At 45.3% G+C, this 22,892-nt stretch carries 19 protein-coding genes; 6 read left to right on the top strand and 13 right to left on the bottom strand.

The features are described 5' to 3' along the window. Window positions 1-51: 51 nt before the first annotated feature. The 5 genes from NL646_RS18605 to NL646_RS18585 all read left to right on the top strand — a co-directional run bounded on the left by NL646_RS18605 (window position 52) and on the right by NL646_RS18585 (window position 8,051). Window positions 52-981 carry a phosphate/phosphite/phosphonate ABC transporter substrate-binding protein gene (locus NL646_RS18605; RefSeq protein ID WP_253664532.1) on the top strand — a complete coding sequence of 310 codons (930 nt, stop codon included), beginning with the start codon at window positions 52-54 and terminating at the stop codon, window positions 979-981. Continuing rightward, complete coding sequence (locus NL646_RS18600; protein WP_253664531.1) at window positions 981-3,140, top strand: GGDEF domain-containing phosphodiesterase; 2,160 nt, start codon at window positions 981-983, stop codon at window positions 3,138-3,140. The genes NL646_RS18605 and NL646_RS18600 overlap by 1 nt, the downstream gene beginning before the upstream one ends. Before the next feature lie 174 nt (window positions 3,141-3,314). Then, window positions 3,315-6,470: a response regulator gene (locus tag NL646_RS18595; RefSeq protein ID WP_253664530.1), complete on the top strand. Its 3,156-nt coding sequence runs from the start codon at window positions 3,315-3,317 to the stop codon at window positions 6,468-6,470. Between the two features lie 17 nt (window positions 6,471-6,487). Next, window positions 6,488-6,961 (top strand): hypothetical protein, encoded by a 474-nt coding sequence (locus tag NL646_RS18590; protein ID WP_021454613.1) that lies wholly within the window; start codon window positions 6,488-6,490, stop codon window positions 6,959-6,961. Window position 6,962: 1 nt separating this feature from the next. Then, window positions 6,963-8,051 carry a sulfate ABC transporter permease gene (locus NL646_RS18585; protein WP_253664529.1) on the top strand — a complete coding sequence of 363 codons (1,089 nt, stop codon included), beginning with the start codon at window positions 6,963-6,965 and terminating at the stop codon, window positions 8,049-8,051. Window positions 8,052-8,131: 80 nt separating this feature from the next. On the opposite strand, the gene NL646_RS18580 is transcribed toward NL646_RS18585, so the two are convergent. The 6 genes from NL646_RS18580 to NL646_RS18555 form a co-directional block, all read right to left on the bottom strand. Further along, entirely contained in the window at window positions 8,132-8,758 is a 627-nt protein-coding gene (locus NL646_RS18580) for a sugar O-acetyltransferase (RefSeq protein WP_025610125.1), read from the bottom strand. 182 nt (window positions 8,759-8,940) lie between these two features. After that, complete coding sequence (locus NL646_RS18575; RefSeq protein WP_253664528.1) at window positions 8,941-9,273, bottom strand: hypothetical protein; 333 nt, start codon at window positions 9,271-9,273, stop codon at window positions 8,941-8,943. Between the two features lie 183 nt (window positions 9,274-9,456). Continuing rightward, complete coding sequence (cyaB, locus tag NL646_RS18570) at window positions 9,457-10,002, bottom strand: class IV adenylate cyclase (protein WP_063517429.1); 546 nt, start codon at window positions 10,000-10,002, stop codon at window positions 9,457-9,459. Window positions 10,003-10,089: 87 nt separating this feature from the next. After that, window positions 10,090-10,524 (bottom strand): DUF962 domain-containing protein, encoded by a 435-nt coding sequence (locus tag NL646_RS18565; RefSeq protein WP_005477866.1) that lies wholly within the window; start codon window positions 10,522-10,524, stop codon window positions 10,090-10,092. A gap of 124 nt (window positions 10,525-10,648) precedes the next feature. Further along, window positions 10,649-11,002 carry an MmcQ/YjbR family DNA-binding protein gene (locus NL646_RS18560; protein ID WP_062867046.1) on the bottom strand — a complete coding sequence of 118 codons (354 nt, stop codon included), beginning with the start codon at window positions 11,000-11,002 and terminating at the stop codon, window positions 10,649-10,651. Window positions 11,003-11,034: 32 nt separating this feature from the next. Further along, on the bottom strand, window positions 11,035-11,517 hold the full coding sequence (locus NL646_RS18555) for a MarR family winged helix-turn-helix transcriptional regulator (protein ID WP_005464470.1): 483 nt from the start codon (window positions 11,515-11,517) through the stop codon (window positions 11,035-11,037). Window positions 11,518-11,637: 120 nt separating this feature from the next. Between NL646_RS18555 and NL646_RS18550 the strand changes: the two genes are divergently transcribed. After that, window positions 11,638-12,525 (top strand): DMT family transporter, encoded by an 888-nt coding sequence (locus NL646_RS18550; protein WP_253664527.1) that lies wholly within the window; start codon window positions 11,638-11,640, stop codon window positions 12,523-12,525. Window positions 12,526-12,592: 67 nt separating this feature from the next. On the opposite strand, the gene NL646_RS18545 is transcribed toward NL646_RS18550, so the two are convergent. The 7 genes from NL646_RS18545 to NL646_RS18515 form a co-directional block, all read right to left on the bottom strand. Further along, window positions 12,593-13,420 carry a helix-turn-helix transcriptional regulator gene (locus tag NL646_RS18545; RefSeq protein WP_253664526.1) on the bottom strand — a complete coding sequence of 276 codons (828 nt, stop codon included), beginning with the start codon at window positions 13,418-13,420 and terminating at the stop codon, window positions 12,593-12,595. A 134-nt stretch (window positions 13,421-13,554) separates the two neighbouring features. Continuing rightward, window positions 13,555-14,196 carry an alanyl-tRNA editing protein gene (locus NL646_RS18540; protein ID WP_020838923.1) on the bottom strand — a complete coding sequence of 214 codons (642 nt, stop codon included), beginning with the start codon at window positions 14,194-14,196 and terminating at the stop codon, window positions 13,555-13,557. Window positions 14,197-14,307: 111 nt separating this feature from the next. After that, on the bottom strand, window positions 14,308-16,473 hold the full coding sequence (locus NL646_RS18535; protein ID WP_253664525.1) for an Ig-like domain-containing protein: 2,166 nt from the start codon (window positions 16,471-16,473) through the stop codon (window positions 14,308-14,310). Between the two features lie 557 nt (window positions 16,474-17,030). Next, the gene (locus NL646_RS18530) at window positions 17,031-18,539 is read right to left on the bottom strand and encodes an EAL domain-containing protein (RefSeq protein ID WP_021453483.1); all 1,509 of its coding nucleotides are present in this window, start codon (window positions 18,537-18,539) and stop codon (window positions 17,031-17,033) included. 352 nt (window positions 18,540-18,891) lie between these two features. Continuing rightward, the gene (locus NL646_RS18525; RefSeq protein WP_253664567.1) at window positions 18,892-19,881 is read right to left on the bottom strand and encodes a manganese-dependent inorganic pyrophosphatase; all 990 of its coding nucleotides are present in this window, start codon (window positions 19,879-19,881) and stop codon (window positions 18,892-18,894) included. A gap of 286 nt (window positions 19,882-20,167) precedes the next feature. After that, on the bottom strand, window positions 20,168-21,439 hold the full coding sequence (gabT, locus tag NL646_RS18520; protein ID WP_253664524.1) for a 4-aminobutyrate--2-oxoglutarate transaminase: 1,272 nt from the start codon (window positions 21,437-21,439) through the stop codon (window positions 20,168-20,170). Window positions 21,440-21,453: 14 nt separating this feature from the next. Beyond that, on the bottom strand, window positions 21,454-22,881 hold the full coding sequence (locus NL646_RS18515; RefSeq protein WP_253664523.1) for an NAD-dependent succinate-semialdehyde dehydrogenase: 1,428 nt from the start codon (window positions 22,879-22,881) through the stop codon (window positions 21,454-21,456). Window positions 22,882-22,892: the final 11 nt, after the last annotated feature.

Here is a 22,892-nt window from a genome sequence, read left to right as displayed (position 1 = left end):
TATTTTGAATCTTGTCGTTCAAGAACATATACCCAAGGATGTTGACGCCGGATGAAACCTGCCTGCACACTCTTACTGCTTGCTTCTTTAAGCTCCCCCTTTCTTGCTAGCGCTCAACCCGTCAATGACCTGGTATTTACCGTAGGTATCGTTTCCGACAAAGCAAAAAGTAAAATCAAAAAAGCAACACCCTTTGCTCAATATGTGTCCGGAAGGCTGAATCACCTCGGTTATACCTCTGGGTCGGTACAAGTCTTCAACAACTATGGACAACTTGCAGTTGCTCTCAAAAATGGCAGCGTTCAAATTGCAACAGCTACACCGTTTAACGCCGTAACCCTAGAACGAGAATCTAACAGCCAAGTGCTCGCCGTAAGGTGGAAAAAGGGACTCGAAAAATACCACTCTGTATTTTTCACCCATCAAGGCAGTGGCATTCATTCCTTGGCCGATCTGCGCGGCAAAACGCTCATTTTCGAGAGTCGCAACTCCACCAGCAGCTTTTACTTACCTGCCATTACATTGCTCAACCAAGGCGAAAAATTAGAATACCTTCGCTCTATAGATGATCACCCAACGAAAGACCGTATCGGCTATTTGTTTTTGGATGAACATTTGGAACAATCCAACGAAATCAACCTATCCGTTTGGGTGTATAAACAGCGCGTTGCCGCCGGGGCGTTCAGTAATTTCAACTGGAACAACCCAAAAGATTTGCCAGAAAACATGAAGGAAAAACTGACCATTTTCCATAACTCGGTTGAGATCCCGCGTGATTTGGTTTTAGCGTCGCCTACTTTGAGCCAATCGACCCAAAATGAAATTACATCGATTTTATTGAAAATGGATGCCTCACCAGAAGGTTTGCATGCCTTGGATGTATTCCAAAATACCAAGCGCATATCAGCACTCACGCCAGATATGGCAACGTCTCTCGACACGGTTCGAAAGTCTGTTAACTTGCTACCAAAGGCAAACTGATGCTGAACAAACTTTCGCTAGAAACCAAATACATTTTCGCGACCATCTCCGTCGTTGTTTTGGTGGTTGTGGTCAACCTTGTACTTTACATGCATGGCTACGACACATACTCAAACAATCTCGCGCAGCAGATTACGCAAAATTCTCAAGATAAGACGGAATCCTACGTCAAACAAAAAGGATTAGTGTACGCGGAGTTGTTGTCTAAGCAGCTGTTTGATCCGCTTTACAACGATAACATCAGCCAAGTCTATGGACAGATTACGGCAACCTTAAGCCAACCGGACGTATCAAAAATCCATGTTGTAGATAACGATGGACTTGTATTCCACGACGGTACACCTCAGCTTGCCATGTTTGCTCAGCCCCACTACCGCTCAGACTTTATTCTTAAGGCCATTGAACAAGAACGTGTCCAAGTCGCTCTATCTAGAGAACAACTGGAAATTGCCGCGCCTATTCACCAATCAGATGTGACGCTTGGAGCCGTATATTTGGAGCTCAACCTTGCCCATTTATTAGAAGAAAAAGAGCAAAACATTGCACAAGTTGCAGCGATAACGTCTAAAGATAAACACAACATGTTTATTTTGCTGCTGGCAATCAGCATTATTTCTATCTTCATGGGTAGCTTATTCGCGTTCGCTGTAGGTCGCTCGTTGGTGAAACCAATCAAACAGTTGAGTGAACAGTTTTCGGAATTTGATACCCAAGCACTTCCAGTTACCGATATTCAACGCAAAGATGAAATTGGTGAGCTGATTACTGCCTATAACAAGATGTCTAACAAGGTAAACACCTACACAACCCGTGTTGAGTTCATGGCCTATCACGACATTCTGACTTCGCTTTCTAATCGTGAAAAGCTGCTGATTGATCTTCAAGAACAAATCAGCGCCAAGCGAGCGCCAGCGCTTGCCGTCCTGTTTGTCGATTTGGATGATTTTAAGCACATCAACGATAACTACGGCCACAATGTTGGGGACAAATTACTGGTGCACCTTTCCGCGTTATTAAGGAATGAACTGCCAATTTATATCGAACCAGATTATCGACCATGGATACTCGCAAGCCGCGTTGGGGCGGATGAGTTTGTCGTCGTATTCCCATGCAATAACAGCTTAGAAGCGCGCGAGATAGCCAACCAAATTCATAGACAAGTGCTATCACCATTGAGGCTCGACAGTCACAATATCCGCTTAACCACCAGCCTTGGTGTTGCGGTATATCCAGAGTTTGGCTGTAACGCAGATTCGTTGCTGCAACTTTCATCCCTTGCCGCACAAGAATCAAAACGTCGCGGCAAAGACATTATGTCCGTTTACGATCCCGCATTCGATGCGACGGTGAAACAACGACTCTATATCGAAAGAGAACTGAGTCGCTCCATCCACGACTTATCTCAGTTTGAGCTTTGGTATCAACCTAAATTTGACCTTAAGACCTACCAGTTGATTGGGGTTGAAGCTTTAGTGCGATGGAATCATCCCGAGAAAGGTTACATTGGCCCTGAACAGTTTATTCCGATTGCAGAACAAAACGACTTGATTCTCGATCTTGGTGAGCATTTGATCGAAACCGCGATCAAGCAAAGAGCGGAATGGGCAGAAGCATTCGACCATGATTTTCATATCGCGTTGAACTTGTCCCCACGACAAATCTACCGTCAGGATCTTAGCCTCATATTTGAGCACTTTTTATCGCGATACAATGTATCCGCCAAAGACATTCACGTAGAAGTGACGGAGTCACTTTTGATGGACGACATCGAAAAAGCCCACTTCGTTTTGCGCAAACTGCAAGCCACTGGTATTGAAGTCTGGTTAGATGATTTTGGTACTGGCTATTCTGCCCTGTCCTATCTTCAACAAGTTAACTTTGATGGGCTTAAAATCGATCGCTCATTTATCGCGCAAACCCAGGAAGACAACAAAGATGACTCTCTGGTACGTGCCATCATTTCAATGGCTCACAACCTCGGAATGAAAGTTGTGGCAGAAGGTATAGAAACCCAAACACAACTGGCGCTGATCGAGCGTCTAAATTGCGATGTGGCACAAGGCTTTTTCTTAGGCAAGCCTGTTCCAGCGGCGCAGCTCCTAGAACTTGAAAATACCTGCCAAGCGATGAAGCACAATGCCTCTTCCATCGTAGGTTAAAAACTGGCATGAAAAGCTCATAACGCTCTGCTTCTTGCTTGGCGTTATGAGAAGCTTTCTGCAAAACACGTCACATTTTTATCCCCTTTTAAACCCGATTGCACTCACAGCGCTAACAACCCAAATAGATAAACTACACTTTTCATATCAACCCTTTGGATATGGAAATGCGCTGTGGTCGGAATTTTTTCGTGGAATAACCTATCAGTTAAACACAAACTGTTTGGCCTTGTCTTACTGCCAATCATTTTGTTGTTTTTTCTGGCGGGACAACACGTTCATAATCTTTCGACTCAAGCTCAAGATTTACAAAAAGCTCAATTATTCTCTGTTTACATCGACAAAGTCTCTTACCTGTTTAATTTACCCAATAACCCATCCATCCCGAATAAAGCTGACAAAACAGCGCAGCTCATTCAAGAACTAAAAGAAACGACCCCCCGCGTTTTTGGCGACAATTCTGAGGTTTTGCCTTTACTTGCGAGTTTTGAAGAAGCCAGCCTCTCGATGTTTACAGCAATCGATATCGAAGAAAAACTGGATATTGCAGAATGGCGAGCAGATACTTTTGAGCAAATCCTACTTAATCTCGACAAGGTCTATTTTAGTAACGTCAGTTACGAAACCGATCGCCATCTTTCCTCCTTAATGCAATTGGAATGGTTAATGTTTTGGTCGACGGAAGAGCGTCGATTGAGTGAATATCTCATTTATTCAGCCAATAAGCGTCTTCATTACGACGACGCTGTTCGTGATGAGATTCAATCTCTGATTCAAAACCAACAACTGCTTGTAGAGCGCTTCGTCGCGCTCAATGCCAACCATAACCAAGTCCAATTGCTGATAGAAACCTTTAGCAACAAGGTATTTCAAACTAGCCAAGAATTTCGTGATAAGTTACTTAACCAAGAGGAACTACAAGCGTTATCTCCTCTTAAAACGGGAGCTGGACTTGCTGCGCTGAACACGCGGCTGGCGCTACTTCATGACATCAACGATACGATGGAACATGAGCTGCAAACGAAGCTCGCACAAACCATTAAAGCAACCACGCAACAGCGGTTGGTATTCATTGTTCTCATGTCGTTGGTGACGATTCTTGTTATCAGTTTAACCATTCGCTTGGTGCGTAAAGTGACCAACAACCTGCATCTTGTTCTTGAGTTTTTAAGCCGCGAAAATTACAGCGAAGACTCACCACTTTCGGAGCTCATCAAAGGCAAAGATGAGTTAAGCAAGTTTGCTCAAGAAGTGGAAAAACTCAGTCATGAGAGAGAGCAAGCAAAACAGAAACTCACCAAAGCCAAAGAAGATGCCGAGCGCGCCAAAGACGACGCGATTGAAGCCAGCAAAGCGAAAAGTAGCTTCCTAGCGAACATGTCGCACGAGATTCGTACTCCGCTCAACGGTGTAATAGGTATTTCTGAAGTGCTGGCAGACACCCCGTTGACCGCTACACAGCGAGATTACGTCGACACAATAGAGACGTCTTCCCAATTGCTGCTCAGCCTGATTAACGACGTGCTGGATTTTTCCAAAATTGAGTCCGGTATGTTGCTGATAAGTCCTCATTCAACCTGCGTGCGAGAATCAATTTATGACATCGCCTCAATCGTGTCCCCAAAAGCAAAAGAGAAAGGCATCGAATTAACCGTCAGCATTAGCCCAAACACGCCTTATCACATCGTCATTGACGATCACCGCTTGCGTCAGGTGATCATGAACTTCATGTCCAATGCCGTTAAATTTACGGAACGAGGCAGTGTAGAGCTTTCGATTACCACGCTTGAAAGTAATGAATCGGAAGCCATCATCGAGTTTTCCGTGCAAGACTCAGGCATCGGCATCGATGAGCAGCAACAGAAACGAATATTCGCACCATTCGCTCAGGAGGACGATTCCACCACCCGCCAATTTGGAGGTACAGGTTTAGGCCTTGCCATCAGTACGCAACTTGTAGAACTCATGGGCGGAAGCATACAGCTTGAATCTGAAAAAGGCCGCGGAAGCCGTTTCTACTTCCAACTCACAGCGCCGATTTCTCAAGCCCATTTTCGTGCTCGACATACCGTGAATAATCAAATCTGGCTCGTCTGTGACGACAGTGACCTAGAAACAAAACTGCGCAATGAGTTGAGCTTCTATCAAATTCAAGTGCATCAATCTGTTCATGATCTGAGTGCTCTTCCAACATGGATTAACGACAAAGAACGCATCATCATTCTTTATGTTGAAACGACACCAGATGCCGCAGTGAAGAACACAGATTTGATGCGAAATTTGGAACATCAACATGTGCAAGTTTGCCTAATCAAACATCTACACAGCCAACAGCTTGATTTCGGTCACCCTGTCGCAGCGATCATTACTCAACCTTTGCTAGGACAACGTCTACTCAAAGCGGTTGAAAGCTGTGCTGAACGATTTACTCAATCTATTTCCGTCGTTCAGCCTGCAACCCGACTTGAAGCATTACCCAAAGTGCTCGTTGTAGACGACAATACTGTGAACCAAAAAATTGCTGGGTTGCATGTCACCAAAGCAGGTTTTAGTTTTGATGTCGCTGCTAATGGTGAGGAAGCGGTCGACATGTTCAGAACATCCCAATACTGTCTGATTTTGATGGACTGCATGATGCCGGTGATGGATGGGTTTGAGGCAACAAAACAGATCCGCCAAATAGAGCTGAAAGAAAATCGAACGTTCCGCATTCCTATCATCGCGTTAACAGCAAGCGTTGTTGATGACGATATTCAAAAGTGTTTTGACGTCGGCATGGACGACTACGTACCAAAACCGTTTAAGGCGGATTTACTCAAAGAGAAACTTGATAAAGCCGTTGGGTTGCGACTTCCCGTAACTGCATCGACAAAGCTCAACCAATCAAGCTTGCCCGCTTTTGAAGAACCCGAATTTAAACAACGCGTTGGTGAGACGTTAAGTGCTGCGCCAATGCGACGTGAACGGATTTTATTGGTGGAAGATAACCGAGTGAATCAAAAAGTTGCTTCTTTACTGTTAAGCAAAGCTGGCTATCAGTTTGAAGTCGCAGAAAATGGCCAAATCGCAGTGGAGATGTTCCAGCGCGATGGTGGCTTCGACATCATTTTAATGGACTGCATGATGCCGGTGATGGATGGGTTCGAAGCAACGAAACAGATCCGCGCTTATGAAGCAAACTTAGGACTCGAAAAAACGCCGATCATCGCGCTAACAGCCAGTGTGGTCGACGACGATATTCAACGCTGTTTTGACTCCGGGATGGACGCTTATGTGCCTAAACCAGTGAGAAAGGAGAAACTGTTGCATCAAATCGAAAACGTAATGTAGGCGAGCCACACATGAGCATGATTCTCCCCCCTCATAATCAACGAGCGCTGCGACTACTGGTCTCCGCTTGTTTGCTGCTTATATTTTTGTTGCCTTGGAGCCATCAGGCATTTGCCGCAGAAAGTTACGCCATTTTTTCACTTAACGCTCAGTTTGACGCGTTGACCATTAATAAAGCGAGGAAGCTCTACCGAGGCAAAACCAGACTATTACAAGGCCAACGAATTGAACTCTCTGATTGGCCAGAGACGTCCGTTGAACGAACGGAGTTCTATCGCTACCTGCTTAATAAAAACTTGGCTCAAATGAATGCGCATTGGGCCAGCCTTTCGTTTTCAGGCAAGGCGCGTCCACCCAAAGTAATTGATCAACCCAGTATTGAAATCTTGTTAGCTTGGATGCGGGAACAACCTAATCGCATTGGCTATGCCCCCGTCGACTCGTTGCCGTCGGATGCTCATGTTCTTTATGTCGTCAGTTCGGAGAAATGAAATGAAGAGATCGCTCCTCGCAGTACTTATTAGCAGTGTCGCTTTTCCGAGCTTAGCAACAGTAGAACTGACCGATAACTTATCGCTTAGCGGGTTTGGCTCCATTGCTTGGGCGCAGTCCGACAACGAAACTTCATTGCTCGTGAATCGATTTATTGATGATGACAGCTGTTTCGATTGCGACACCACATTCGGCCTCCAACTTGATTACTTCTATCAAGCTTTTCGTGCTTCTGTTCAAGTCGTCAAGCGACCGCAAGATCATTGGAGTGAACCCAAAGTAGAATGGGCTTACCTCGCTTACACCTATAACAACGTCGAAATTCGTGGTGGTCGATTGCGTTTGCCCGTATTCCTTATTTCTGAATACAACTATGTGGGACAAGCGTTTACCACCGCCAGACCGCCGAACGAAGTGTATGACAGCATTCTCGGGATCACGGCGTATGATGGCCTATCCGTTAGATGGAATTACGACCTTAATGAGAATGTGATGATCACTGCAATGCCGTTTGTGGGCTACGGTTACAGCAGCGACGTTACCATCAGTGAAGATACGGACATTAGTATAGACACCAACTATTCAGCAGGGCTTAACTTGACGTTAAGCGGTGATAACTACCGTTGGAACTTTGCGTATTTGAATGCCGAGTACGATCAAACCACCGTACTTTCTAACGCCATGCAGCCCATACCAGGTCAAGGCAGCGCGGTGGGAACAATACGACTGAAAGGTGAAGACCAACACATCCAGCTGTTTTCGCTGGGTGCAAAATATGAGTTTGACCGTATAACCGTCACAGCCGAAGGACAAACCAGCGATATCTCGACCTCGTGGTACGCCGCTACCAGCTACAACCTAAACAAGTTCACCCCTTACGTGGTTTATGGCCAGCAGTTTGACGACAACGAAAAGAAGACCGGTGACAGCGTCCTGACAGGGTTAAGGTTTGACGTGGATTACAACGTGTCAGTGAATGCCGAATGGCAACACTTTAAAGCTTTCAACAACGACTCCGGCGCGTTTTCTCTCCCACCAGCCGATACCAATGCCAACCTTTACACGGTGATGTTGAATTTCGTCTTTTAGCTACTCAATACAAGAAAAGGCAGATTAGATGGTCCAATCTGCCTTTTCTTGTTTCTATCTATCGCTTCATGTGCCCAGCGTTAAGCCTCTTCTTGGTCGCTATAGACATTGCCCTCGACTTTACGATCCTTGAAGTAAAACTCTCGGTCATGCTCGCCGATTTCACGTAGCACACGACAAGGGTTCCCCACCGCAACGACATTACTTGGAATATCTTTGGTCACAACGCTCCCTGCACCAATAACCGAGTTTTCACCAATCGTCACACCCGGTAACACCACGGAATTTGCGCCAATCCAAACATTGTCTTCGATGTGAACAGGAATATTGAACTGAGCCACTTCCCGACGTAAATCTGGCTCTATAGGATGTCCTGCTGTCGCAATCGTCACATTCGGGCCAATCATCACGGAATTGCCGATATAAATATAGGTGTCATCGACAAGTGTAAGATTGAAGTTGGCGTACACATTATCACCCAGGTAAGTGTGACACCCCCAGTTTGCTCGAAGCGGCGGCTCTAAATAACAGTTATCGCCCACAGCCCCAAGTAAACGCTGAAGAATTTCACCACGTTTTTCGCCCTCTGAAGGTCGCGTTTGGTTGTAGTCATAGAGAATCTCTAGGCATTGTGTTTGCTGTTTTGCGAGTTCTTCGTCAGTACAAAAATAAATCTTCTGACTATGCAGCATTGATTGTCGGTCCATGTATCCATCTCATTTAACGTTCTATTACCTTCGGTCTTACAATAACCAATCACAGTGACAGACCGGAGTATGTCTTGTAGAAACTAGCAAACCTTGCATGAACAAAATTTGCAAAAAATCATGGAAACCTTGCGGATTACTGCACGAAAAAACAGGAAGTTGCGCCATCGCACAAAATGAAATTAACTCACTGATGAATTGTTTTGCTTTGCTTTTTCTCGCTTCATCTTTAGCTGCTTATCTTTACGTTTTAGAGCACGGAAGAACTTGGACTCTTCGTGATACCAGCCCACAACACTAACCGGGAAACCAACTAACATCATGATGAAGAAATCTGCCGGAAACTGCTCCGTCACGTCCTGAAAAGTGTGAAGCTCTCCAAAAATGAACAAACCGATCATTTTACCCACCAACAACGCACAACAAATCATAAAAAACGATTTCATGATGTAGTGCCATTTTCCTTTCTTTCTCTCCTCTCGCCAATAAACATACTTATGTTCTCGGTTATACATTACTCCTCCACAAAGTGACAGCGTCACTCATTAAATGATAGTGTGGGTTCAGTGCATCAGCACTATGGTAATCATAGTGCTGTTTACTAGGAGTTGCCTGTCAAACCAATGAGAAGAACACAAAAATGACATTGTGTTTTGAGAAGAATTCGCTTCGCGTTTTAGAAAGGAAAGAAATAGCGACTATGCTGATAAAATCTCTTTGTATGAGCGATGCTCTCTATCCGCTTCGCTCAGATGAAACTGCTGCGCAAGTGCGACTAACTGCTCGCGATAGCGAGCCAAAGCAGTTTCGTCGTCGGTCATAATAGCGAACTCCGCAAAGTGACCAAAACCATCGAGAAAATCTAAGGTGATATGGAACTCGCCGACAAAGAAGATACTTCTGATTTTCTTGCTGCGTTGAATCACTTCGTAGCCCATGTTTTCGAGCATACTTTGAGCAGAATCTAACTTAGTGATATTTGTTGCTTCACAACGGTCAGCTTCTGGCCCTTTTACAATCCACAGTTTGATGCCAGCAGGCTGAATTTCTCTGAGCACTAAACTCTTCCCCTGCTGAGTCAGCGTGCGTTGTGGGGTATCGTAAAACCAATCTGACTCTTGGTTGTTTTCGAACATGACTTCATGCTCAATCTGTTTGAGCGTGTTTAAAAATGCATCATGATTTTTTACTCGATACTTTAACTCGACTTCAAACTGCCCTTGGAAATGCGCGTCACTCACCACTCGCCTCTACTACATAAACGTCGAAAGGAGCCGAATACTACACTCAAAATCTTAATCGTGTTGTGGCAATACACTCAGCTTGCGCATTTAGTGCTTTCGAAACACCCAGATTGGGCCGATTAATAAGAACTGTAGGTCCTCAAAAAAGGATGGCTTTTTGCCCTCGATTTTGTGCCCAATGAACTGAAGAATCCACAAAGCGCCAAACAACAGCATAGAAATGTGTAAGACGGGTAGCTGTAGAATCTCCAACGACCAAATCAAACCAATACACGCTAACGTGTAACCGAGCATCATCATGAACACACTGAGAGATAAACGGAAGTAAAAGACCCAAACCGGAATGACAGCGAACCAAACCCAGTTGAGCTGAAAACCTAAGATTGAAAGTTGAGGAATGGACCAAATAAGCCCAACCACAGAAAGATAAATACCCGGTACGGCAACTTTGTGAATTTTTTGATTGATTGGGTTTTGATGGCTTTCACCGTAGGCTTCTAACCAGTCAGATAGTGCTCGCATATCACTTCCCTTTTTACGCAACTTCTTTTTATATAGTCCGAGCTCAAAAAAGGTGCGAGTTTTTCAGCGAGCAATTGATGGTTTTCGTTATTGCCTAAATGCTTTTCTGAAATGCTATTTGGCTTCAGTGTCCAAGCAATGTACGTTGCGCTTTGGGCAGTTTCGCTACAACCAAATCGTAAGAGCACTCGCACAAGTCTTGAATGAGACCATCTTCGGCATCACCATTGAAATACACTGTGACCCAATGGCGTTTGTTAAGGTGGTAGCCCGGTGTGATGTCGGTAAACTGGGACGTTAGCACTTCTCCATCTTCCGGTTTCACTTTAACACTGACGTATTCTCGACCACCACGCTCCGCGATTATCGCGAACATCTTGCCTTTTACTTTGAACACAAGCGCGTCAGGGCCAAAGGGGAAGTCACTTTCGGCGCACATAAATGTCTCTAAAAAGGATTCCAATTCTTTGATATTCATGCTCATTCCTTGTTTTTTTGCAACGAGATTCGCTATTCAAATTGAGGCAGTAGTAACTTTAACGCCTGATTCACTTGTGACTTTTCATCCGCCGACAATCCACTAATCAAACTATGTTGTACATCCACATGCTCTTGGATCAACGACTCAATCAACGCCAAGCCTTCAGTTGTTAGCTCAACAGTAACACTGCGTCGGTCTTCTTTACTGTGCTCTCTGGCAATAAAGCCTTTCTTTTCTAGCTTGTCTAAGCGGTTGGTCATCGCTCCGGACGTGAGCATCATCGACGCAATCAACTCTGATGGGGTGAGACGGTAAGGCGCTCCGGCACGGCGCAGCGTGGCTAACACATCAAATTCGCCCATTTTCAGGTCATATTGTTTGTGCAGATCAGCGACTCGACACTCCATATGCTTAGCAATGCGCATTAGCCTACCCATGATAGCCATTGGTTCGGTATCAAGATCTGGTTTTTCCTTTGCCCACTGCGTTACTACTCTATCAATTGCGTCCACGAGTTTTCTTTCTCCAATACGAATTCGGCCTGGCGATTTATTTTAACATAAAGATACTTTACAAAAAGCAATCTAGCGCGTACCTTTACAATTAATTATCTCAACGTAAAGATATTTTACATGAACATATTACTCGCAATGATCCCCGCATTTTTCTGGGGCACTACTTATGCCGTTACGCAGTTCACTCTTCCAGACTGGCCGCCTGTGTTGCTGGGAGCACTGCGGGCACTGCCAGCCGGACTACTGCTACTGGCAATCAAACCTTCGCTGCCTAAAAAGCACGAATGGAAAGTGTTATTGGTATTGGGCACGATTAACATCGCCTTCTTCTTTGGCCTCATTTTTGTGATGGCGTTGACCCTACCTTCTGCAATTTCCGGTGTCGGCATGATTTCTGTCCCCGTCTTTGCCATGCTGTTTGGTTGGGCGGTTTACAAACGTCAGCCTAGCGCAATACAAGGTATTAGCGGCGCAGTGTTGATTGCGTTAGCGTGGTTCTTGTTCGATCCAAGCTCAATCTCGCTCAACCCTATCGGCTTAGGGGCGATGCTGGCGGCCATCATGTGTATCGTGATTGGCAGTGGCGTAACCAAATCACTCGGCACAAAAATGCATTGGTGGACGGTACTCACGTGGCAGTTGATTTTGGGTGGAGTATTGCTGTCTATCGCCGCGGCTGTGTTAGCTACCATCAATCCGCAGCCTTATGTGCATGCCGTACAGAATATAGATATGACCAACACACTCGGGCTGCTTTGGGTCATTGTGCTCAACACCGCGCTAGGCTACGGCATGTATGTGTGGTTGTTGCAACGCATGTCTGTGGTCGACTTTACGTTTGGTGGCATTGCCAACCCGATTGCAGGGATCGTCTCTGGGTTATTGCTGTTGGGTGAAAACTTTACCCCACTCCAATACAGCTTGATGGTGGGTATGATTGTGATGTCTTTACTGCCTCAAATTTTAACGTCGTTGCGCGCAAGAAAAGAAGCAATAACGGTTTAAGTAATCATCCCCATCATATTCAAGAGAACGCCCGATTTTGTATCGGGCGTTTTGTTATTCAATACGATCAACTCGCTCTGAGCTGGGCTTGTTTTCGATAAGCAAGCGGTGTGACACCATATTCTTTTCTGAAACAGGCACCAAAATAAGAGGCATGCTTAAAACCACATAGCTCAGCTATTGCACTGACACTCGCATCGCTGTTGCACACCATTTTTTGTGCTGTATCTAGTCGTGCAGCCTGCAGCACGTCAGTAAACGTCGTCCCTTCCTTGTTCAACTTTCTTTTTACCGTCGACTCACTCATGTAAACCAGTTTCGCAATTTCTTTGAGCGTCCACGGCTTCGTTAGATCTTTAGAAATCAGCGCGCGAATACGTGAAGACAACGAAGAATATGAACGAGTTTCTGCCTGACTGGCGCTCTGCTCAAAGTGCATCAACAAATACAAAAGCATGCTGTTGATATCGAGCAATTCATCATTTGAACGGTTACCACAGCCCTTTTTCACCATTGCTTTTAATGCTGAGTAAATATCCACGATTCCCGGACGTAAAGTGAAACTCACCACCACATTCCCCGAGAACACGCCATCGCAAAGCTCGCGGAAGTTCAACTGTTGATTGAGTTTTTCAATGAAACACGCAGCCAGTCTGAAACCCGAAATATTGGCATTTTCTACGAACGAATTGATGGCGATTTGCCCTTTGAAATCCGCGCCAATAGCGACCAAACAAGGTGGGTCGATAAGCTGTTTAATGCCTTTAGAATCACATAACTCCAAAGCACAGTTATGGTTTAAGACAATGTAAAAATCCGTCGAGCTAATATCAAACTTTTGATTTATCGGACAGTGTTGCACCTGCCCGTCAAGAACCTCAATCAAAGCCTTCATTTACATTTCCAAAATGAGTGTCAACGCTATCTTGAAACGATATGAACAAAGTGCGTGAATGTTAGTTCTCGCGGTCAGAGAGTCAATTTGAATTTTTTTAATCAGCGTTCAGAAATACTGAACGCTGAAATCGGTTAGCTAACCAGAGTAATTTCGACTCTTTCTTTTCCTTTACCAACGTTTTTACGTTTTAAGGCAATGCGGCCGACTTCAGAGGTGCGCTTAAGGTGTGTACCACCGCAAGGCACTTGAGCGAAGCCTTCCACTTTCCAATAGCGCCTTTCTTGGCCTTCGTCAGAGAATGCGCTCTCAATCTCAGCGTCCGAATCGATAACTGCCTGAGCTCGTTGTTGAAACTCCGCCAGCAGTGGCGTGATGCTTTCAGGCCATTCAAAATCAATTCGGCTTTTATCTGCGGAGATATGTGCGCCAACCTTCTGAATGTTTGCAAATTTTTGCGTGAACAGTTCAAGTATAACTTCCGCCGCAAAGTGGAGCTTCATCAACGCATAACGCCTTTGCCAGTCAATTTGAGTGATCACTTGGTCGCCAACTCGAAACGTGGGTTGACGTTCTAGAGTGTAAACAATGCGTGAGCCAGACTTAATTGCACCGACGACAGGAATCCCGTCGATCGTACCTGCATCGCTCTCTTGTCCGCCGGATTCAGCATAAAAAATAGTGTGGGATAACTCGACTTCTTTGTCCGAAATTCGAGTTACCGTGGAGGTGAGTTCTGTTTGGTAAGGGTTTTTCCAAAATACCTTGACGGTCATATGGCCTTCCTTTGCACATAATATTGACGTACATCGATGCTACGCGGCTAATAAGTGAAGTCAAGCGATGCTGATGAGATAAAAAATAAGCTCCCGAAGGAGCCTATTCATTTACTTAAGAGGAACGCCAGGCGCGTCAGACACGCAGGAAGCATAAGCCGGGTCTCGAGCATCCATCACCAACTGCGCTCGACCTCGATGCAGGTTAATGATGTCATACACGACGCCCTCATGATGCGGTAAATCCATTAGCGAAGTAGACCAATATTCCGAGTTTGCTGGCCAACCAAAACCTCCGCCATCTTTGTCTTCTTCATAGATGCTTTCAGTCCCGTCCCAAACACTGCCTCGTGATGCACGATACAAGCTAAACAACTCAGTGCGAGTGGCACGACGCCAGTTGTCACGACCAGCAAAGTTTCTTACAGACAAATCATGACACCAGTTTGCGTATTGGCTGGTTAAGCCTGCGCGATCACGTCCGTACTGGTTGAACATCGCAAAGTCACCCACAGGGCCGCGTGTACCGTCTTCCGTTTTGATGCCAACGTAAGTTTTTGGTTTTGTCGCGTCGTAGCTCAAAGGTTTAACAAGCTCATAGCCTAGTTTGTTCATGAGCTTCACTGATGGTGGTGCGGTAAATAGGCGACCATCTTCATCACTCGCTACCATCAAACACGCTTCCGCGCTTCCTTCTCCTGAACGAGGCTGTGGGCAAATAGAGATGGCAGACTCTTTTTCTTCCGCCTCAACAACCTTGACCTCAGAGGTGCCTTTTAACTCCCCAAGGGAAGCTGAAATGCTGACCGAACCAAGCTGAGCACTATTTGAGAGCCCACCAGCAATCAAATCTAAAACCGCTTTATTACTGCTTCGCCATGTCACTCGATGCGTTACATCCTGAGTGGTTTCATCGCTATATTCACCGTAGGCATAAAATCGCTGGACGTTCTTTTCCTCTAGAGTGATTTCACTAGGATGAACATGGATTTTTTCTAATACCGCATTCGTTACTTGAATTTGCAATGGTGCACTGGTGATCGCATCTTTGGTGGCGTAAACCATTGCCTGCCCTACCGCAAGACCTTTAACGCGAGCGCCTTCTAGTTGCAGAACATCTTGATTATCAACCCACCAAGCAACCTGTTCGGTCAACTCAACGCGGCTTTCATCGCTATAAACTCCTTGTGCAGACAGCTGGGTTGAGTTGCCTTTTGCCACGCTCGACACATTCGTTGTCACTTCAATATTTGTTAGGATTGCATCGGTCACCTGCACTTGTATTGGCTCGCTTTGCACACCATCTAACGCAGCCGTCACCAACGCTGTTCCTTTATGTTTGGCTTTCACAACGTTGTCGACAATCTCAACCACATCGTTATCGACGTGCCAAGTGATACCTCGGGTGAGGTCGACTTGTTCACCATCGCTCAACGTTCCCATGACCACCAAAGACTTATGTGTGCCCAATGGCATTTCCAGTGCGGTTGACGAAATGTCCATACTCACTAATACCGCAGGCGTGACAGTAATAGAACCATGCGTACTGGTTAAGCCATCAAGCTCGGCATAGATATCCGCGTCACCCTCATCTTGTGCGGTGAAAATACCATTTATGCCTGGCATGACAACGCTACAATCTGTGGAGTCCCACTCTACGAGATGGCTAATATCACGGGTTTGTTTGTCGGTATATTCACCGTAAGCTTTCGCTTGAAAGCTTAGCCCTTTGGCAATCGCCTTATGTGGCAGATCGAAGTAAATGTTGGTCAACTTCGCGTCCACAACCTGTACGGTCATTTCGCTACTGAACTCATCTAGGTCTGCGCGAATGACCGAAACACCTGTTTTAAGCGCTGTAATCACACCGCGTTCGTCGATGTTAACAATGTCAGCATTTTCAACGTTCCAAACAACTTGTGATGTAAGGTCGTCTTGAGTGCCATCGTTATAAAAGCCGATGACTTTCACCTGCGCCAGCTCACCCTCTGCAAGCGACACACGGCTTTGGTTTAGTGCAATACGAGACACCACTTTGTCTGGTACTGGCGGCTCTGGAATAACGGGATCAGAAGGCTCCGGCGGCGTCACCTCTGGCGTTTCAGGAACTTCCGGTTTGGAAATATCAGGAAACTCAGGCACTGGCAGTTCCGGTATTGGAGCTTCAATTTCTGGCTCGTCAGGTAATACTTCTTCTGGCAAGCTCATTGGTGGTCGGCTAGTGCTGCTTCCACTGTCGCTATTACAACCAAACAAACTCGTGAGGAGTAATAGCATTGCGATCTTATTAAAAGTATTTTTGCTTATCATAGAGTCAAACATTCAAACTTTTATTATTAGACAACATTAAAAATTCAAATTATGAATACAAACAACTCAGCAATACCGCTGACTGGTTAGCGCTTCGTATGTATGAAACTTTTTCTCTAATTCAACCTCCAACTCAGCTCTGATTTTAGTATCTCTCATCAAGATGTTTTCTCGATAACGGGTAATTGCTGAAATTAATTCACTTTTGGCCATCGCTAATTGCTCGTCAAACGAGCACATGAACTCATGTTCACTCATCGTGATTCTCACAATACATAAATTTAGAAATTACATTCTGTTTATTTACTTCGACGACCATCTATGAGATGGCAAAAAAATGTAATGGGAAGTGCTCAGTTCGACAATATGCCGAATATCAAAATCGTCTCATCGTGATATAAAAATCAGCTCAAGTTTTCGGTTTAGAGTTGGGAGTCAACTCTAATGACTTCCCTATTTTCTGGTAAACAATAGGCAAGAAAAAAGGTGCAACATTGGACACCTTTAAAATCAACGAACAGAAGTTACGCCTCCGGATTCGGTTCAGCAATATTCTCGATTGGCTCTGGTTTTGCGTACACATAACCTTGGATCAAGTAGATATTGTGCGTAGCCAAATACTCAATCTGTTTTCTGTTTTCTACGCCTTCGGCAATCATTTCACATTCCGCTTTCATCGCCGCAGACACAATAGAATCCAACACTTTAAGTTTTTGGTCGTCTGAGCCAATTGGATCAACGAACATTTTGTCCACTTTCAAGCAGCGAATACCCAAGTCCTGCAAGTAAGAAAAGCCACCATAACCTGTTCCAAAGTCATCAATTTTGAACTTGTAACCTTTGTTGGTGAGGTAGAGAATCTCTTTTTTCGCGGCTTCTACGTCTTTAACCGGAATTCTTTCTGTTAGCTCAAAATGAATTCGGTTTGCACACGGCCAATTCAAATCTGCCAACAGTTTGGTTAACGAACCGGTTTCTAAATGAGAAGAGACAATATTGACACTCACCCAAATCGACTCAGGCAGTGACTCAAGATCTTGGATGATTTTGCGAATCATCTGGTTCGTCATCGGAACAATCAATCCGCTCTCTTCTGCGGCGCCAATAAACATATTCGGTGGCACCAAACCATCGCGTCTTGACCAACGCACCAACGCTTCATAACCTACAGTTTGGCCATCTCTGCTATCCACAATAGCTTGATAATAAGGGATAAATTCGCCGTTATTGATACCGTTTTGAATCAGTCCTTTGATAGACTTTCTTAGGCTTTTACTTGAGATATAAAACAGCGCAAACACAATCCCAAGAATCAAAGTAGCAGGCACACCCCACACGAAAAGACGCTGATTCGCGTATGCGGCCAAGGCTTCACCACTGTAAATCTTGATGAGCATGTTGGCCTGAGATTCATCAGAGAAGAAAAACTCGCTCGATAGCGCATTGTCTTCATCAATAATGTTTGGCATGCCGCGACTGATTGAAAGGTCACCAAACATAGGTTCGTGATATTCAAATTTTACGAATAAGCACTCTTCACACGGCTCAGCAATAAGCTGTTTTATCCAACTGTTATCGAGAACCCAAAACACCTCAACGTGCTGATTGTCATAAATTACCATCCATTCTGCTTGGTCTTTGTATTCCGGCAAAATCAAGGAAATATAGAAGTTGGTATCTAATTGAACCCGTTCGGATGACGTAACTTTGGAGACAGGCATCCCTACGCTTGAGCACGAGTCGCCATCTTCCGTGGTCATGCCAATAAACCGAATGTAGCGGTTGTAGTAACGAGGGTCACGCAGCACTTTCATATCATCAGATTGACAGTTGAAGTCGAGCTGGGCGATCTGTTTGGTAATGGCACTCTCTAAAAACGTGGATCTGTGATTTAAGTATTCAACCAACGTTTTGATTTTCGCCTCTTTGATATACCCAACATATAAATTTGACAAGGCATTAAAAGCGACAGCAAAAATAATGATGGGGACTAGCCCTATTAAGATGGCATTTCTTATTGTCTTATTAGCCAAAACTTCTCCTAATGTTCTGCCACGAACAATTTTCAGTAAGCAGGTTCACTATCTCACTTTAATAAGTGGAAAAGTGGGGATGGACTCTCAATCGCAAAGAATAAGTGATTGAGCGGCAATTATTTGCTGAGACTACTGCTGCACATTGGCTTTTACAACTCTCTCGCATGAGATTATGAGCTAATAATGATAGCAATTGACCTTTATTATATACGCAATGGCTTATCGCAAGCGGGAGACTGTTTTCTTCTGCTCTTTTGCGTTGAATCTAAATTTCCAACTCTGTCTTGCCAAAAACGAAAAAACCACCTTTAACGGTGGTTTTTTGATTATTTTCAGTGTGGCTTAGTCACTAGAGTGATTCAATCGCTTGTTGAATTGCAGGACCAATTTGACGCTTGCGAGACGTCACGCCATCCAATACCAACATGTCATTGTCAATTTTCACATCAAAGGCTTTTGATAGCACTTTCTTATCTGCATCATCCGCCCAAAGCATGTTTGCACGTTTGTGCTTGGTATCTGTGATCGAGAAGAACAAGTAATCAAGATTCTGAGCTTTCTTATACGCTTGAATGGCTTCGTTGAAGTCCTGTTTGCGGTCAATCAACTGCTGCGCATTGAGCGTTTCTGCTACGCCGATGCCTACCTTTTTACCTGCGAATTCAAAGTTTTTGTAGTCCATCGTCAAAATCGTCTCTGCTGAGAAATGGCTCAGATCCGATTTCGCCAACAACATTTGTTCACCAAAACCTTTGATGTCTTTGATGCCTGCAATGTCCGCCAGCTTTTGCGCGTACTGTTTGTCATATTCGGTGGTAGTCGAAGATTGGAACACAACCGTGTCCGACAAAATAGCCCCTAAACCTGCACACGCAATATTCTTAGGCAGTTTAACGTTTAACTTCTCGGCATTTGCCGTAAGAATTGTTGCTGCAGAACCCCAAGCACGAATGTCCATCGTGACGATTTGCGGCATGCTGATTGGCGAACTTCCCATAGCGTGATGGTCAATAATCGCCACAATAGAGCTTGGATCAACCGATTTTGCGAGTTGAGTAGACTGATTGAAATCCACCAAACCAATATCGTGAGAAGAAAAGTCCGCCTTCACTTTTGGCGCTTCCATTCCACAGTATTCAAACACAAACTTACTTTCTGGATTGGCTTCGCCAGTTAACGCTGCTTCACCGCCGTAGATATGTGACGCTAAGATCACCGAAACTGCACTATCGGTGTCAGGGCTTAAGTGCCCAACCCAAACCAGATTGTCGGTATTGTTGTTTGCAAGTGTATTGAGATCCAGTACGCCTTCGGCAAAACAGCCGAAAGAAGCAAGCATGGTTAATCCAATTAGTGAACGTTTCATCAGAATCCTTAATAGTAAGTAAATTATAACCATTGGTAGTACGTAGACTATTGATTCAAATGTAATTTCTTCTCACCATCAAAGCACCTGATATCACTACATCAGTCAATTATTTTCGACATGAAACACATTTCACATCTCGTATTGCTATTTTTTTAACCTCATGTGGTTAACGTTTCATCAACTCGATGAAATAGAAAAGGAAACCGTTGCAAGCATGGGTTTCCTTTCTAGTTAACATTCAGTTTGAAGGCTAGTTTTACACGACTTCGAGAATGATTTTTTCCAGTTTGTCTAAACCTTCGTTCAGTACCTCAGATTCAATGGTCAGCGGCGGTAACAAACGAATCACATTCGCTTTTACTCCACAAGAAAGCAGGATAAGGCCGTTTTCTTGCGCTTTAGAAATCACCGCTTTAGTCATCTCTTGCAGTGGTTTGCCTGATTCTGGATCAGTAAATTCAATCGCCATCATCGCACCTGTAGTACGGATTTCACCGATAGCAGGCACTGACTGTTGCAGTTTCGTCATACGAGCATTGACCACTTCACCGATGCCCATTGCTTTAGCACACAAGTCTTCTTCTTCGATGATTTTCAGCACTTCAAGACCAGCAACGCAACCAAGTGGAGAGCCCGCATAAGTGCCACCTAAACCACCAGGTAGTGCTGAATCCATCACATCCGCTTTCCCAACCACCGCTGAGATTGGGAAACCACCAGCAATGCCTTTCGCCATTGTCATTAGGTCTGGTTCAATGCCTAGGTATTCTGTGGCAAACATTTTACCGGTACGAGCAAAACCCGTTTGGATTTCATCGGCAATCAGCATGATACCGTGCTTATCACACAGCTGACGCAAGCCTTGTGCAAACGCTTCAGGTGCTTTGTAGAAGCCGCCCTCGCCTTGCACTGGCTCGAAGATAATCGCCGCAACGCGTGAAGGTTCAATATCGCAAGCAAATAGATCGTCGATCGCTTGTAAGCTTTGTTCAACGCTGATGCCGTGGAACGCATTTGGGTACGGCGCGTGGTAGATTTCGTTCGGGAAAGGACCAAAGCCTGCTTTATATGGCGCAACTTTACCGGTTAACCCCATCGTCATGTTAGTACGACCGTGAAAACCGCCTTTAAACGCTATCACGCCGCTACGACCAGTATGAGCGCGCGCTACTTTCACTGCGTTTTCGACCGCCTCAGCGCCAGTGGTTAGAAAGATCGCTTTCTTCTTAGTCTCACCCGGTGCAAGTTCTGTCAGCTTTTCTGCCAGCTCAACGAATGACGCGTACGGCGTAACCATCGCACACGTGTGCGAGAAGTTATCCAACTGAGCTTTTACCGCTTCACTGATGCGTTTGTGAGAATGCCCGGTATTGGTCACCGCAATGCCCGCTGCAAAGTCGATGTATTTGTTGCCTTCGATATCCCATACGTAAGCGTTTTCAGCTTTCTCGACGTAAAGCGGGTACAGTGCGCCCATGCCTTGAGCGATAACTTGGCTTCTTCTTTCGTGTAGTTGTTGGTTTGTCATTGTTTTGTCCTTAATTAGTTGCCGCCAAAGCAGAGATATTTCACGTCCATGTATTCATCGATACCTTGTTTTGCTCCTTCACGTCCGATACCGGACTGCTTAACACCACCGAAAGGAGCCACTTCAGTAGAAATCATGCCTTCGTTAATGCCGACCATGCCGTATTCGAGCGCTTCTGCGATTTTCCAAACACGGTGGATGTTTTGGCTGTAGAAGTACGACGCAAGACCGTAAATGGTGTCGTTCGCCATTTCGATCAGCTGTGCGTCGCTGTCAAAACGAATCACTGGCGCGACAGGGCCAAAGATTTCCTCAGAGACAATCTTCATGTCGTGAGTAACGTCTTTGAGAACCACTGGCTGCATAAATAGACCATCAAGCTTTTTGAGTGCTGAAACCGGCTTCGCGCCTTGCTCAATAGCGCCATCGATAAGCGCTTGAATGCCTTGCTTTGCCAATTCGCTGATCACAGGACCGATGTTCACGCCCTCTTCCAAGCCGTTACCGACTTTGAGTTGCTGAACCGCTGCGTCGAACTTAGCAACGAACTCGTCATACACTTTGCTGTGTACGTAGAAACGGTTCGCACACACACACGTTTGACCTGCGTTACGGAATTTCGACGCCATCGCGCCCGCCACAGCTGCATCAATATCCGCATCATCGAATACGATAAATGGCGCGTTGCCACCTAGCTCCATTGAGGTACGTTTGATGTCAGCCGCGCTTTGCTGCATCAGCACGCGACCAACTTGAGTAGAGCCAGTGAACGACAACTTGCGAATCAACGGGTGTGAAGTGAAGATAGCACCGACCTGACGGGAGTTTTCACCTAGAACCACTTGCAGCACATCACGCGGGATGCCTGCTTGGTAGGCGAGCTCTGCAACCGCAAACGCAGACAACGGCGTGGATTCAGATGGCTTTACGACAAAACTACAGCCTGCCGCTAAAGCTGGCCCTGCTTTGCGCGTGATCATCGCAATTGGGAAGTTCCAAGGTGTAATCGCACAGGCAACACCAATTGGCTGTTTGATGGTCACCAAACGCTTGTCTGCACTTGGCGCAGGAATCGTCTCACCGTAGGTACGTTTCGCTTCTTCAGCAAACCATTCGATAAAGCTCGCGCCGTAAAGCACTTCACCTTGAGCTTCCGCTAGCGGCTTACCTTGTTCTAACGTCATCAAACGGCCAAGGTCGCCTTTGTTTTCTAACAGGAGTTGGAACCAACGATTGAGCATACCAGCGCGCGTTTTTGCTGGCAGTGCCGCCCATTCTTTCTGCGCGACATGGGCACGTTCAATGCTATTTAAAATGTCATTCTCGGTTGAGACTGGTGCGTACCCAAGAAGCTCTCCGGTCGCCGGATTAGTCACTGCAATGCCCTGTTGCGGGTTCGCTACCATAAACGAAACAAGGCTTTGGTTTTGTATCTGTTGCATGGTCATTCCTT

The sequence above is a fragment of the Vibrio sp. Y20_XG_PY13 genome (assembly GCF_024181925.1).
GTDB lineage: Bacteria > Pseudomonadota > Gammaproteobacteria > Enterobacterales > Vibrionaceae > Vibrio > Vibrio parahaemolyticus.
Note: the sequence above shows the minus strand (reverse complement) of the source record. Positions and strands in the feature narration are given on the sequence as shown.